A 13,321-nucleotide genomic window follows, 5' to 3' on the forward strand; every position below is an offset into this window, starting at 1 on the left:
AGTTATAAAAATAAAACAAAGTTCCAAGGAGGAAAAATATATGGAAAAAGTAGAAAAGATGAAACATCCTAAAGGTCTTCATTTAGTAAATATAACAACTGTTATACAAAACTTTTATGCATATGGTATAATTGGATTCATGATTCTGTTCTTTACAACAGGAACAGCAGAAGGTGGACTAGGTCTTGAAAAAGGTTTTGCTGTAACGTTATATGGATATTATGCTGCTGCCGGGTATATGATGGCGCTTATTGGTGGTTGGTTAGCAGATAAATATTTAGGTCTTCAAAAATCTATTATAGTGGGAACATTATTTAGTTGTGTCGGGTATATTGCTCTGTATTTTTCAACTAGTGAATTATGGACGGTAATTACAAGTTTAATTCTGTTACTTGTTGCAGCTGGTATTGGTAAAGGTAACATTAGTGCGATAGTAGGTGCATTGTATGAGCGTGACCAAGTAACGATGAAAGATGCAGCTTACAGCATCTTCTATATGGCTATTAATATCGGAAGTTTATTCGGACCTATTGTGTTTGGTTTAATTACAGATAGTTGGTTCGCTAATGTAGCTAATGATGGGAAAATTGTTTCTTATGGATATCGTGTAGGATTCTTAGCTGCAGCAGCACTTGCATTTTTACAATTTGTAGTATTTGCATTCTTTGCACCTGTTTGGTTGAAAGATAAAGGAAAATATCCAACAGCGAGCAAAACTGCTAAAAAATCTGTTAACCATCCATTAACTAAAATTGATATGGACAGAATGAAAGCTATGGCAGTAATGTTTATATTTTCAACATTATTCTGGGCAGCTTGGTTCCAAACACAAACATCATTTACAATCTTAACTCAAAAAGCTGTAGATAGAAATATCTTTGGTTGGACTGTTCCAACACCATGGTTAGTATCATTTAACGGTCTATTATGCGCAATCTTAGCTCCAGTTTTCGGTGCATTATGGGTTAAATTAAGTAAAACAAAACGAGGAGACTTGGATACTGGTACGAAAATGGGACTTGGAATGATTATTTCAGGGCTTGCTTTCATAGTAATGGTATTAGGGTTGAACACAATTAATGGTAATGTAGAAAGTGGAATGAAAATTAACATAGTATATATCTTAGTTACATATGTATTATTAACAGTTGGAGAATTGTTCCTTTCTCCGATAGGTATGGCGATGTTTAACAAACTTGCACCAGCTAAATATGCTTCATTAGCAATGGGTATCTGGTACTTAACGTTCTCATTAGCAAATATCATCTCAGGATATTTAGCAAGTTTAACTGTAAAATTAAACTACACACAAGTATTCACATTCATCGGTGGAGTAGTAATTGTTCTAGGAGTAGTATTAGTGTTACTTAAAGGATATCTAAACAAATATATGCATATCGATAAATTAGAAGAAGAAGCAAAAGAAATGGCTGAAACTGAAAAAACAGAAGAAGCTGCAGAGTAAGAAATTCAAATAAAAATCAAGGTAGAAATGATATACATACATTTCAGTGGTTTACCCAATGAAAGAATACATATCATTATGAATACCTTGATTTTATTTTTTTTATATAAATTTTGTATTATGTGTATTATTAATTAATAGTGTATAAATATGTCGCCGTGTTCATTTGCTGGTTTGAATAATGTTATTATAAACGTAAAGAAAGCTATTATTGATGGTATAAAAGTCCAACAAAATAAAAGACACATTATCCCTTTAAAGTTTTTCCCTACATAAAAGTATTGAATACCGATATGCCCTAAAAAGAAAGTGATAATAAGAAAAACTACTTTATTAACATATCTTCCAGGAATATAACCGCGGTTCATGTTTGGATCGTAATAATATTTAGTCATGAAATGTCCTCCATTTAGGAATTATTTAAGGATAATACTAACACAAAATATAATAGTATTCAATAGATAGCTAGGAAATAAATTTTAAGTTATGTTGATTATATAATATATAAAGAAAAAGTACTTAACCGAATGAAGAAGTTAAGTACTTTTTTAGTATTTATCTTTTTGTTTTAAGATTTTCTTTCCAATCTTGAAGACCATTCTTTAACATGTATACATTTGTATAACCGTGCTTTTTAAGAGTTAATGCAGCACGTGGTGCTAAAGTTCCATTTTTATCGCAAAGATAAATTGGCTGGTCTTTTCTTAAAGATGTATATAGGAAATTAAATTGAGATGAAGGCATATTACGAGCTCCGTTGATATGAGCGTATTTGAAATCTTCTTTTTCTCTAACATCAATTAATTGAACTTTTCTAAGATCTTTTCTAAATTCTTCATAAGGAAGTTTTGTAACTGCACCTTTTAATCTAAAGTAATTAAAAAGTCCAACTGCTCCTAAAACAACCACTAAAACTATTGTTGATAGTAAAAATGATGACATAATGAACTCCTTTTTATTGTAATATCTGTAAATGAATTATATCATAATTTGAAAATTAGTTCAATATTGTTTATAATTATAATGAATGTATTAAGTATTTAAATGAATTAATTTGGAGGGAAAATGATAACATCAGTTAGTAATAAGAAGATTAAAGACATACAAAAATTAAAAGAAAATAAAAATATTAAAAAATATGGTCTGTATTTAATCGAGGGGAAACACTTAGTAGAGGAAGCGTTAGAAGTTAAAGTTGTAGAAGAAATTATAGTTTCGGAGAATTTTGAAGAATTTTCTTTGATAGAGACTTTTAAAGGAGAAATAACAAGAGTTTCACAAAGTGTGATGAAAACTATATCTGATACTATTACATCACAAGGAATAATAGCTGTTTGTAAAATAGTAAATAAAGAATTAGAGATCAATAAATATAGTAAAGTTTTGATTTTGGATAGAGTTCAAGATCCGGGGAATCTAGGTACAATAATCAGAACAGCAGATGCTTTTGCATTTAATTGCATTATACTTGGTAAGGGAACGACAAGTTTATATGGACAAAAAGTTATAAGAAGTACGCAGGGAAGCAACTTTCATATTGATTGTTTTGATAATATTGACTTAGTAAACTTATTAGATAAAATGAGCAATTTTAATATTTTTGCAACTAGCTTGAAGGCTGATAAATACATAGAACAATTAAATAATATTAGTGGAAAGGTTGCAGTAGTATTTGGAAATGAAGGTGCGGGTGTTAGTGAAGAAATTTTACAAAAAGTGAATAATCTACTCAAGATATCAATGCCAGGACGCGCCGAGAGTTTAAATGTATCTATTGCTGCGGGAATTGTGATGCACTATATTTCTATTAATTCGAAATAATAAATTTACTATTTGTAGCAAGTGTGGTATTATTGATAATGGGAAAATATTTAAGAGAGGTGAAATCTAATGTTAAAAACGCTAGCAGTAGATAAAAAAGGAAACATTCTAACAGATATTGATTTAGAAAGACTTAAAGAACAAGATATAGCTTGGTTTTGGGTTGATTTTGCTAATCCAACTAAGAGCGAAATTAATCTGCTATCGACATTCTTCAAGTTCCACGAACTTTTAATCGAAGACTGTTTAACACTTTTACAAAGACCAAAAATTGAAATTACAAGACAACAAATATTTTTAGTAGCACATGTTCTAAAAAATATCGACGATGATTATGAAACATTAAATATGTTTGTTGGTAAAAATTATATCGTAACATCCCACCTCTCACATATTCGTTACGTAAATAAAATTATACCTAAAATTTTACAGCGTGGTGCGGAATATTCACCGTTACATGTAATGCATATGCTAATATCAGAGATAGTAGAAGGATATATACCAATTATCTCGAAAATTGAAAATCGACTTGATGAGATTGAAGAGACAGATTCTTACACATCTGGTAGTAAGATTATGGATGAGGTATTCGATCTTCGAAGTGATTTGTTGAAACTTCGACGCGGATTACTACCAATGCGAGAGCTTATTCATAGATTTTTAGTATCGCGCCGTGTAGAAATGACGGATAACGATCGAAAATATTTCCACGATATATATGATGATCTTGTTCAACAGACAGAGATAATTGAAGCAAACCGTGAGTTAGCTAGTGATATCCGTGAAAACTTCATGACTTATAACTCGCTGAAATCGAATAATATAATGATGACGCTAACCGTTATATCTACGATTTTCTTACCGTTGACCTTCATAGTAGGATGGTATGGTATGAATTTTAAATATATGCCGGAGTTAGAATGGGAGTACAGCTACTATTTGGTGGTGGGTATAATGTTGGGGATTGCATTTGGTATGCTATGGTTCTTCAAGAAAAAAGGTTGGCTTGATATGTTTAAATAACATAATCAAGAAAAGGGCATGACTATGAGTATTTTCAAATTAACGGTATTGTTTTTTATGATATTACTTGCCAATTTTTCAATATTGCGTATTGATTTTGGGAAGTTTTTCAAGAAAAATAGTACTAGAGAAATCAAAGTTTTTGTAACATTAATTTCTTTTGTGCTAGGATATCTTGGATATATGACAATTATTACAATCTATGAGTTGTCTTTAAATTTAGTAAAATAATTTTAAGAAAGGGAATTGTATGGAAAAAAATTTAAATAAAAAGAAAGATGAAACAAGGTTAGAAGCTTCTCGAGAAGATAAACTCTTGGCATTTATTGGTGGTAAGTTCATAATCTATATATTATTAATAATTATCTTGTTAGGTATAGCAATTTATCTTTATACAGAAATATCGTATATATTTACGCCTATTAATGCGATAGTATCGAGTATTATTACACCTATAATAGTCGCCTATATATTTTATTATATGTTAAATCCACTTGTTAACTTTTTTTCGAAAAAAGTATCTAGATTTTCAGCTAGTTTATTAGCAATTTTAGTGGGTGTAGTTACAATTCTAATCGTTATTATTGGAGTTGTTCCTATAATTGTAGAACAAACGCAAAACTTGATAACATCATTACCAAGGTATATAGAAATAGTTAAAGGATATTTGGAGACCTATTCAGATAACGCTTATGTTCAGGTGGTTGTAGAATATGTGAATACAAATTTAAATGTAACAAAAATAAGTGAAAGATTAGTGAGGATTGCGACGTCTATTGCACAAGGAGTGGTATCTTCTATTTCATCAACTGCGTCAGTGCTAGTAACTATGCCATTCGTGCTTTTCTTCTTATTAAAAGATGCATCTAAATTTAATAAGTTTGTAATAGGTTTGTTGCCGTCAAAATTAGAAAGATCAGTATCAGAAACAATTGATGAAATCGATGAGAAAGTTGGATCATATATTCAAGGACAAATGCTAGTTTCATTATGCATAGGGATTATGTTATTTATTGGGTATAATGTTATTGGACTACATTATGCATTTTCATTAGCTACAATAGCTGCTTTTTTAAGTATAGTTCCTTATTTAGGTCCTGTGATTGCTATAACACCTGCTATGTTAGTCGCGGCTTCAACAAGTTGGGTTATGGTAGTAAAAATGCTTGTAGTATGGGGGGTTGTTCAATTCTTAGAAGGGAACATTGTTTCGCCTAATATTATGGGTAGAAGTATGAATATGCATCCTCTTACTGTAATTTTTGTAATATTGATAGGTGTCAATATTTCAGGTGTTGTCGGGGCGATTTTAGGAATTCCTGTATATTCTATTTTGAAGGTTTTAATTGTTAGGTTATTACTTTCACTAAAGGAAAGATACAATAAATTTTATGGGTAGCAATAAAAGATAAAATAGAATTTTTGAGCAACTAATTGGAAGGTGTTTTGAATGAAACTACAATTTCTGTGTTGCTCTTTTTATATAGGTATAGCAATATAGTTTTAGTAATAAAACGCTAATACTGAAATATTTAAGAAATATTAAATTTTAAAGTAGTAAATTAGTTTCAAAACATCTGGAAATATGCTATAATGGTGTAGTTAAATATAAGTAAGTTGAGGTTTGAGAATATGAGTATGATGAAAAAATTCAATAATCTATTTGTGAATGAAGATGATTTTGAAGAAGAAGTAGAAAAAGAAGAAGTTAGAACAGAACAACCAAAGCCAAGAGTAGTAAAAAAGGAGAATCCAGTGGTAAGTAAACAAAACGTTCCAAGTCAACCAACAGGAAGAACTAATAATGTAATCTTAACAGAGCCACTAGTCTTTGCTGATAGTAAGGATATAGTCGATGATATTAAACGCAATAAAGTGGTAATTATTAATCTTAGTAAATTAGATGTTGAAACGTCTGATAGACTATTAGATTTCATCTCAGGTGGAATTTACGCACTAGGTGCAAGATTAAAAACAATTGGAGAAGATATTTACCTTTGCGTTCCTAATGGAGTTGAAGTATCAGGTGACTTTTACGAAGGAGAGTACTAATATTGTTAAGTATAACAGAGTATTATTGGGTATTTAAATTTATAAGATATTTGTTTACTTTCTATGAATATAGTATGTTTGCATATATTTTAAGTTCGTGGATACCGCAAATAAAAAATAATATTATTATAGAATTCCTTGAAGCAATCTGTGAACCGTATTTAAAATTATTCAGAAGGTTTATACCGCCGTTAGGGATGTTGGATATTTCGCCTGTAGTCGCGCTTGTAGTGTTGAGCTTGATTCAAAATTTAATCATAACATTGTTGTTTAGAGCGATGTAGTACTATGAAGAAATTAAATTTTTTACAGCAAGCTTCTTTAGAGGAAAAAGATTTAGCAGAAAAATTGTTGCAGAGTGTTAGCTTTGCGGATAATAGGAATACTGTAACTAAATTTTTAAATAATTTTGAACAAGTTATTTTAGAGAAAATAGTTGCATATAATTACCCTGATTTCAAAATTGAGTTCTTTGGCGGTTTTGAAGATTCGGAAAGAAAAAAAGCGAAAATAATTTCTAATGAGTACTATGATGTTGATTATGATATTGTGTGCTTAAGGGCTAAGTTTAATAATAAATTTAACAAAGTCGAGCACAGAAATATTTTAGGAGCTGTTCATAATCTAGGGATTAATTTTAATAGATTTGGAGATATAATTGTTCTAGAAGATGAGGTATATATTTTTGTAGATGAAGAAATTTCAGATTTTATAGCGATGGAATTTACAAAAGCGGGAAGGGTAAATCTGAATTTTGAAAGAATTGATTTGATGGATATTAAGATTGAAAAGAAATACGATGATTTTGAGATTGTAAGTTCGTCTTTTCGTCTGGATTCTATTGTCGCTAAAATTACGAACAAATCTCGAAGTAAGGTTAAAGAATTGTTAGAACAGGATTTTGTAAAACTCAATCATGTTATTGTAAAATCTGGCGAAAAAACTTGCGCTGTAGAGGATATAATTTCTATAAGAAAATACGGCAGATTTATAATAAAGGACTATAAACAAAATAAAAAAAGTTTAAAGTATAGAATAACTATATCTAAACTTATTTAATATAAGGAAAATCACTATGCAATGAGTATTGATGACTTGTTTTATGGTGATTTTTACTTTTTAAAGTTTGTATTTTTAAAAATAAGTTATTAAAGGGTTAGAATTTTCTATAAGAAAGAATAGAGATTTTGATTAATTTTTTGTAAAAATGAATGTTTTCGCTTTACTATGAGAATAAATGTGGTATACTCATAGTTATAAATTAAAATTTATACAAAATTATGAGGTAAGTAAAAGTGAAAAAAATATTTTTAACTATTTTTTCTGTTGTCTTAATGTTTTCTTTAATAGGTTGTTCACAAAAAAGTTCGACTAAAGAAGAAAAGGTTTTAAAACTTGGGGTAGTTCCTAGTAGCAATAGTGAAAAATTGGTTGACGATTTAGAACCATTTGCTAAAGCTTTAGGAGAAAAACTGGGAATGAAGGTAGAAGTGTTTACTGCTAGCAGTTATATTGGAGTTATAGAAGGAATAGGTAGTGGTAGTGTTGACTTTGGGCTAGTTCCACCATTTTCAGCTGTTCTTTCTAATAAACAAAGTAATACAAAAAACATATTAGTAGGAACAAGTAGAACAGGTAAACCGGGTTATTATGCCGAGATCTTTGTGAGAAAAGATTCTAATATAAAAAGTTTGGCAGATTTAAAAGGGAAAAAAGTAGCTTTTGTTGATCCATCTTCAGCTTCCGGTTATATTTATGCAGGAGCGATGTTAAAAGATGCGGGAATAGATTTAGACAAAGATATTCAATACCAATTTAGCGGTGGACACGATAAAAGTATGCAACTTCTGTTAAATAAAGATGTAGATGCAATTGCAAGTTATGAAAATCTTATTAAAAAATATATAGAAGAGTTTCCTACTTTAAACGATGATATACATCCTATTTCAAAAAGTGAATTGATACCTGGTGTAACAGTTGTTGCTTCTAATAATCTTGATGAAGAAATGAGAAATAAAATTAAAAAAGCTCTATTAGAAGTTCAAAAAGATAGTGAAGCACTAAAAATAATAACAGATCTTTACAATATAATTGGGTTTGAAGAACCTAATGAAAATTCTTATAAAGCGATAGAAGAAATATCTAAAAAAATGAATATTGATCTGAATAAGGTCAAATAAAGAAGCTAAATTGAAAAAAAGTTTAATTATTTTTTTCTATGAAAGATATTCTTAGATATAAGGAAAATATTGATATAATAATACTATAAAGATTTTTTAAAAATAAAACTCAAAACTAAGAAAAAAAGTTATACAAAAGTATTGACATTATGTTAATACTTTTGTATAATAAATATTGTTCGTTAGGAACATGAATATTTATCCACAGTAGCTCAGTTGGTAGTAGCATCTGACTGTTAATCAGAGGGTCGCAGGTTCGAGTCCTGCCTGTGGAGTTGGAGTAGTACTCAAGAGGCTGAAGAGGCGCCCCTGCTAAGGGTGTAGGTCGGGAAACCGGCGCGAGGGTTCAAATCCCTCCTGCTCCGTTTTTTTTATTGGCCCGTTGGTCAAGTGGTTAAGACACCGCCCTTTCACGGCGGTAACACGGGTTCGAATCCCGTACGGGTCACCATTTGAATTAATACATTGAGAATAAGAGTTAGGTCCCGTGGTGTAGCGGTTATCACGCCTGCCTGTCACGCAGGAGATCGCGGGTTCGATTCCCGTCGGGACCGCCATTTTTGCCTTGATAGCTCAGTTGGTAGAGCAATGGATTGAAGCTCCATGTGTCGGCAGTTCGACTCTGTCTCAAGGCATTTTTTTATTTTATCTTAATATTTTGGCGGCTGTGGCGAAGTGGTTAACGCATCGGATTGTGGTTCCGACATTCGGGGGTTCGATTCCCCTCAGCCGCCCCATTTTTTTTTGAATTAGAGCAAAGAAGTAGTGCGATTAAGCATTGCTTCTTTTTTTATATAAAAACTCGGTAAGAGTATATTCTGAATGGAGATATTTACATAAAAAAACATTTGAAAAATTTTAAAAATGAAAATACACAGATAATATAATTAAAGCCAAAAATCTCTAATCTCTTTACTAATAAATAGGAAAAAAATCTATTATTTATGAAAAAAAAAAAAAAAAACGCTTACATTCTCTGGGAATTATAGGTTCTCGCTTTTATTTGTGTTTTAAATATGGTATAATAATAAGAAAAATATTATTAAGTTATTGTTTAAAATTAAGAAAGAAAGAGGTTTATCGATGAAAAGAGATAGAAAAGAAAAGTTTTCCATAAGAAAATTTAGTTTTGGAGCGGCGTCTTGTTTGATAGGGGCACAAATCGCAATTTCGGGATTAGCAAATACTGCTGAAGCTGCATTTAAACAATTAAATGGCGAAGATGGTATTGTATCGTTATATTCTAATTCTGGAGAAACTCCTGAAAGTGCAGATGGTATTCAAATTGGATCAAAAGTAAATGTCGACAAAGAAATTGGAATCGATGTAGACTGGTCACAATACACTCGAGAAAATCCAATTGTTAAAGTAACTTATACTTATAACGGTGGAGCTGATGGAAGTAGTGTAACTGGATTTGGAGGACACCGTCCACGTTTCTGGTTCACAACACCGATAGGATTAAAAGAACCTAAAGAAATTACATTAAAGAAAAATGACGGACGACCAGTTTACGTAATGGAAAGCTGGAATAAAAATAAAAAATTCGGTTCGTTATCAAATTCGATTAATTCACGATTCCAAACAGAAGATGACATCAATAGAGCTTATACAACACCTGATTTCCACGGGAATGATACTAAGTGGGAATCATATAATGAAACAACCGGTGAACCTTACAGAGAATATAGCGGAAGTTTTGCGAATAAGTTTTGGTATCATATCGGAGATAGAGTATCCGACAATGCATCTGAACAAGCTCTTTTTGAAAAATTCCGTACGGATACAAAAACAATTTATGTTGACTGGGAACGTGGAGGAATTGAAAGAGCTACGATAACAGCTGTATATGAAGTTGCCGATCCAACATTTGGTAATGATCGTCGTACTTTAGAATTCGGAGCAGGATTTAGGGCTGGTATCGCTCGAATGATGCAACATTACAAAACAGTATTAGCACCTGTTCCAAGTTTATATAAATTAAATGAAATTTTTGAACCAGATGTACCAAGTCGTATTGCAGTGACTAATCCGAAAAGTTTAACAACTAAAGAAAAGAATACGATAAAAGCAAAAATTTTAGAAGCTAATAAAGACAATGTGACAACAATTCATAGAACAGCTAAAAACAAATTAGTTGAGAACTTGTTTAGTGATGAAGAAACAAGTATTGAAATTGGTGCAGATGGAAAAGCAACAATAAGATATGCGGACAACACAATTGATGAAATTCCAGGAACATCACTTGTTTATGAAAGACCACAGATTGATAACAATGAAACAACTCCAGCTAGTGTTGGAGATTATAAGTATTTAAAAAATCCATATGAAGTAGATGATATTAATAATCTTAAAGATACAGATGTTGAAAGTGCAAAATCAAAGTTCTATACAGTTAATAAAATGATAGTAGAAAAAAACGCGCTTGATGAGGATGTTATTACAGCAGTAGGAGACCCTTCGAAGACGTCTGAAGATTTTAAACATAAGAGATTAGAAATAGACAAGAGCACTGGGATAGGAATTATCTATAGCGGATCAACGCCTATAGGTGTTAATATTCCTAAAGATCATTTATTTAAACAAAAACCTCAAAAAACATTTAATATTGATGAGGCTCGACAAGAGGCTGAAAAAGCAATTGATAATCTAACTTACTTATCACCAAAAGAAAAACAAAACTTCAAAACTGAATTAGCATCTAAAACTACACAAGATGACTTAAATACTGTTGTGAATAATGCTATTGCACAAAATTCGAGTAATGAAAAAGCTTTAGAAGCTAAAAAACGTGATGCTAAGGAAGCAATCAATAACAATCCTTATTTAACAAATGCACAGAAGAAAGAGTTAACTGACAAAGTATCGGCAGTAGTAATGACAGATCCAACAGAAGGAACAGCTACGCCAATTGAACATACTAAAGGACTTATTGATAAGATTTTAGATGAAGCATTAGAAAAAACGAAAGAAAAAGCTAAAGCAATCATTGATGAAATCGATAAAAAAGATGGCAAAGCGGGATATTTAACTGACCCAACAGCTGATGCATATAAAGAAAGAATTAAGAATGCACCTTCACAAGCTGAAATCACTAAAATTATTGGAGAAGCTCAATCTCAAGTCTCTAAAAAAGCTCATGATGCTGAAAAAGCTAAAACAGATGCTTTAAAAGATGAGTATAAAAAGAAAATTGATCAAGTTCCTGGGCTAACAGATGCTCAAAGAGATGAGTATAAGAAACAAATTGATGCAGCAACAACAAGAGATCAATTAGAAGCTATCGTGAAAGATGCAGAAGTAAAAGCATATCGTGATACAGCAAAAGCAAAAATTGATGCGCTTGAACACTTAAATGCTGCACAAAAAACAGAATTGAAAACACAAGTTGATGCTGCGGGAAGTAAAGCTGAAGTAGATAATATTGTATCAATTGCTCAAGGTTTAGATTCTAAGATGGATTCTCTACAGAAATTAGTAGAAAAAGCTAAAGAAGTTAAAGGATCTGAAAAATATAATACAGCAACTCAAGATAAGAAAGATGCTTTTGACGCAGCAAAAGATGCTGCTTCAAAAGTAGCAGATAAAGCAACAGCTGAGCCAGAAAATGCAGCTGGTACATCAGAAGTAGCTACTTTAATTGATAATCTAGCAAAAGCAATTAAAGGGTTAACAGGACAAGATGTAGCTGTCCCTGTATCAAAAGATGCTTTGAAAGCAGAACTTGACTTGAACAAAGATGACGCTGTTAAAAAATCACCAGCGTATGCCAAAGAAACAGATGCCGTTAAGAAAAAAGCTTACGATGATGCTTTAGCAAATGCTCAAAAAGTGTATGATAAGCAAGACGCAACACAAACAGACGTGGATAATGCACTAGAAACGTTAAGACAAGCACGTTTAGCTTTATCAGGTAAAGCAGAAGACTTTACTTTAGCGGTGAAAGATGGAGCAGCAAAAATCTCTGTTGTACCAAAAGCTGGAGACTCATTACCTGAAAAAGATCAGCCGACTGTTAAAGCGAAACTAACTGCAAACGGTAAAGAGTTAGATAATACTTATACTGTTAAATATGGAGAAATTGCAGAAAAAGGTGGTAAGACAGTTGTTCCAGTAACAGTAACTCACGATGGTATTACAAGAACTGTTGACGTACCAGTAGAAGGAACTGACGCTGCAAAATCTCCACTAAATGATCCAGAAAAAGTAAAAGTTAATAACATTAATAACTTGACAGAAAAAGAAAAAGCGGCAGTGAAAGAAGCAGTTAAGAAAGCAAATCCAAACTTAACTGACGATAAAATCACAGTTGATGGTAAAGGGAATGTAACAGTAACATATTCAGATACATCACATAATGAGCTTACACCAGATAAGACTGTAGTAGCAAAAACAGAAGCAGAAAAAGCATTAGATAAAGCAAAAGAAAAAGGGAAATCTGACTTAACAGAAGCAGCGAACAAAGAAAAAGCAGAAATCGAAGCAGATAAAAACTTAACAGATCAACAAAAAACTGATAAGAAAGCAGAAGTAGATAAAGTTAAGAAAGAACAAGAAGCAAATATCGATAAAGCACAAACAACTGACGAAGTAGCAAAAGCAACAGAAGCAGGTAAGAAAGCAATCGATGCAGTGCATAAAACAGAGTTAGATAAAGTAAAAGACAAAGCCAAATCAGACTTAACAGCTGCAGCTAACAAAGAAAAAGCAGAAATTGAAGCAGATAAAAACTTAACAGATCAACAAAAAGCAGACAAGAAAGCAGAAGTAGATAAAGTTA

General features: G+C 31.5%; 12 protein-coding genes and 6 tRNA genes. 16 read left to right on the top strand and 2 right to left on the bottom strand.

All coding sequences use genetic code 11. The annotated features are described in order from the left end of the window. Positions 1-40: 40 nt before the first annotated feature. Entirely contained in the window at positions 41-1,465 is a 1,425-nt protein-coding gene (locus tag RWS90_RS03915) for a peptide MFS transporter (RefSeq protein ID WP_314548824.1), read from the top strand. A 134-nt stretch (positions 1,466-1,599) separates the two neighbouring features. Here RWS90_RS03915 and RWS90_RS03920 read toward each other — a convergent pair whose 3' ends face one another. Beyond that, on the bottom strand, positions 1,600-1,860 hold the full coding sequence (locus RWS90_RS03920; protein ID WP_314548826.1) for an NINE protein: 261 nt from the start codon (positions 1,858-1,860) through the stop codon (positions 1,600-1,602). 160 nt (positions 1,861-2,020) lie between these two features. Continuing rightward, positions 2,021-2,407 (bottom strand): rhodanese-like domain-containing protein, encoded by a 387-nt coding sequence (locus RWS90_RS03925; protein WP_314084126.1) that lies wholly within the window; start codon positions 2,405-2,407, stop codon positions 2,021-2,023. 123 nt (positions 2,408-2,530) lie between these two features. On the opposite strand from RWS90_RS03925, the gene RWS90_RS03930 reads away from it, so the two are divergent. From RWS90_RS03930 to RWS90_RS04000, 15 genes are all read left to right on the top strand, one after another. Further along, positions 2,531-3,286 carry an RNA methyltransferase gene (locus RWS90_RS03930; RefSeq protein ID WP_314548828.1) on the top strand — a complete coding sequence of 252 codons (756 nt, stop codon included), beginning with the start codon at positions 2,531-2,533 and terminating at the stop codon, positions 3,284-3,286. 69 nt (positions 3,287-3,355) lie between these two features. Next, positions 3,356-4,309: a magnesium/cobalt transporter CorA gene (corA, locus tag RWS90_RS03935; RefSeq protein ID WP_314548830.1), complete on the top strand. Its 954-nt coding sequence runs from the start codon at positions 3,356-3,358 to the stop codon at positions 4,307-4,309. 24 nt (positions 4,310-4,333) lie between these two features. Further along, positions 4,334-4,540, top strand: coding sequence for a DUF1146 family protein (locus RWS90_RS03940; protein ID WP_314548832.1), 207 nt, complete (start codon positions 4,334-4,336; stop codon positions 4,538-4,540). 19 nt (positions 4,541-4,559) lie between these two features. Further along, a complete protein-coding gene (locus RWS90_RS03945; RefSeq protein ID WP_314548834.1) occupies positions 4,560-5,708 on the top strand; it encodes an AI-2E family transporter in 1,149 nt (382 codons plus the stop codon). A gap of 233 nt (positions 5,709-5,941) precedes the next feature. Then, positions 5,942-6,361 (top strand): cell division protein SepF, encoded by a 420-nt coding sequence (locus RWS90_RS03950; RefSeq protein WP_314548836.1) that lies wholly within the window; start codon positions 5,942-5,944, stop codon positions 6,359-6,361. Positions 6,362-6,363: 2 nt separating this feature from the next. Further along, positions 6,364-6,645 (top strand): YggT family protein, encoded by a 282-nt coding sequence (locus RWS90_RS03955; protein ID WP_314548837.1) that lies wholly within the window; start codon positions 6,364-6,366, stop codon positions 6,643-6,645. A gap of 4 nt (positions 6,646-6,649) precedes the next feature. Then, positions 6,650-7,420, top strand: a complete 771-nt coding sequence (locus tag RWS90_RS03960) for a YlmH/Sll1252 family protein (RefSeq protein WP_314548839.1) — start codon at positions 6,650-6,652, stop codon at positions 7,418-7,420. A 236-nt stretch (positions 7,421-7,656) separates the two neighbouring features. Beyond that, a complete protein-coding gene (locus RWS90_RS03965) occupies positions 7,657-8,541 on the top strand; it encodes a phosphate/phosphite/phosphonate ABC transporter substrate-binding protein (protein WP_314548841.1) in 885 nt (294 codons plus the stop codon). Positions 8,542-8,742: 201 nt separating this feature from the next. Further along, positions 8,743-8,816, top strand: a tRNA-Asn gene (locus tag RWS90_RS03970). A gap of 2 nt (positions 8,817-8,818) precedes the next feature. Next, positions 8,819-8,906, top strand: a tRNA-Ser gene (locus RWS90_RS03975). An 11-nt stretch (positions 8,907-8,917) separates the two neighbouring features. Then, positions 8,918-8,992, top strand: a tRNA-Glu gene (locus tag RWS90_RS03980). A gap of 30 nt (positions 8,993-9,022) precedes the next feature. Further along, positions 9,023-9,098: transfer RNA gene (locus RWS90_RS03985), tRNA-Asp, on the top strand. A 5-nt stretch (positions 9,099-9,103) separates the two neighbouring features. Beyond that, positions 9,104-9,176 (top strand) — tRNA-Phe (locus RWS90_RS03990). Between the two features lie 26 nt (positions 9,177-9,202). Next, positions 9,203-9,278 (top strand) — tRNA-His (locus RWS90_RS03995). A gap of 346 nt (positions 9,279-9,624) precedes the next feature. Continuing rightward, positions 9,625-13,321, top strand: a 3,697-nt coding sequence (locus tag RWS90_RS04000; protein WP_314548842.1) for a YSIRK-type signal peptide-containing protein, incomplete at its 3' end; no start/stop codon positions are given.

This window comes from uncultured Gemella sp. (assembly GCF_963529685.1).
GTDB lineage: Bacteria > Bacillota > Bacilli > Staphylococcales > Gemellaceae > Gemella.

What these genes read in the sequence shown, in the direction of transcription:
- RWS90_RS03920 (WP_314548826.1), bottom strand. Translation starts at nt 1,860, where the DNA reads ATGACTAAATATTATTACGATCCAAACATGAACCGCGGTTATATTCCT.
- RWS90_RS03945 (WP_314548834.1), top strand. Translation starts at nt 4,560, where the DNA reads ATGGAAAAAAATTTAAATAAAAAGAAAGATGAAACAAGGTTAGAAGCT.
- RWS90_RS03960 (WP_314548839.1), top strand. Translation starts at nt 6,650, where the DNA reads ATGAAGAAATTAAATTTTTTACAGCAAGCTTCTTTAGAGGAAAAAGAT.
- RWS90_RS03940 (WP_314548832.1), top strand. Translation starts at nt 4,334, where the DNA reads ATGAGTATTTTCAAATTAACGGTATTGTTTTTTATGATATTACTTGCC.
- RWS90_RS03930 (WP_314548828.1), top strand. Translation starts at nt 2,531, where the DNA reads ATGATAACATCAGTTAGTAATAAGAAGATTAAAGACATACAAAAATTA.
- RWS90_RS03950 (WP_314548836.1), top strand. Translation starts at nt 5,942, where the DNA reads ATGAGTATGATGAAAAAATTCAATAATCTATTTGTGAATGAAGATGAT.
- corA (WP_314548830.1), top strand. Translation starts at nt 3,356, where the DNA reads ATGTTAAAAACGCTAGCAGTAGATAAAAAAGGAAACATTCTAACAGAT.
- RWS90_RS03925 (WP_314084126.1), bottom strand. Translation starts at nt 2,407, where the DNA reads ATGTCATCATTTTTACTATCAACAATAGTTTTAGTGGTTGTTTTAGGA.
- RWS90_RS03915 (WP_314548824.1), top strand. Translation starts at nt 41, where the DNA reads ATGGAAAAAGTAGAAAAGATGAAACATCCTAAAGGTCTTCATTTAGTA.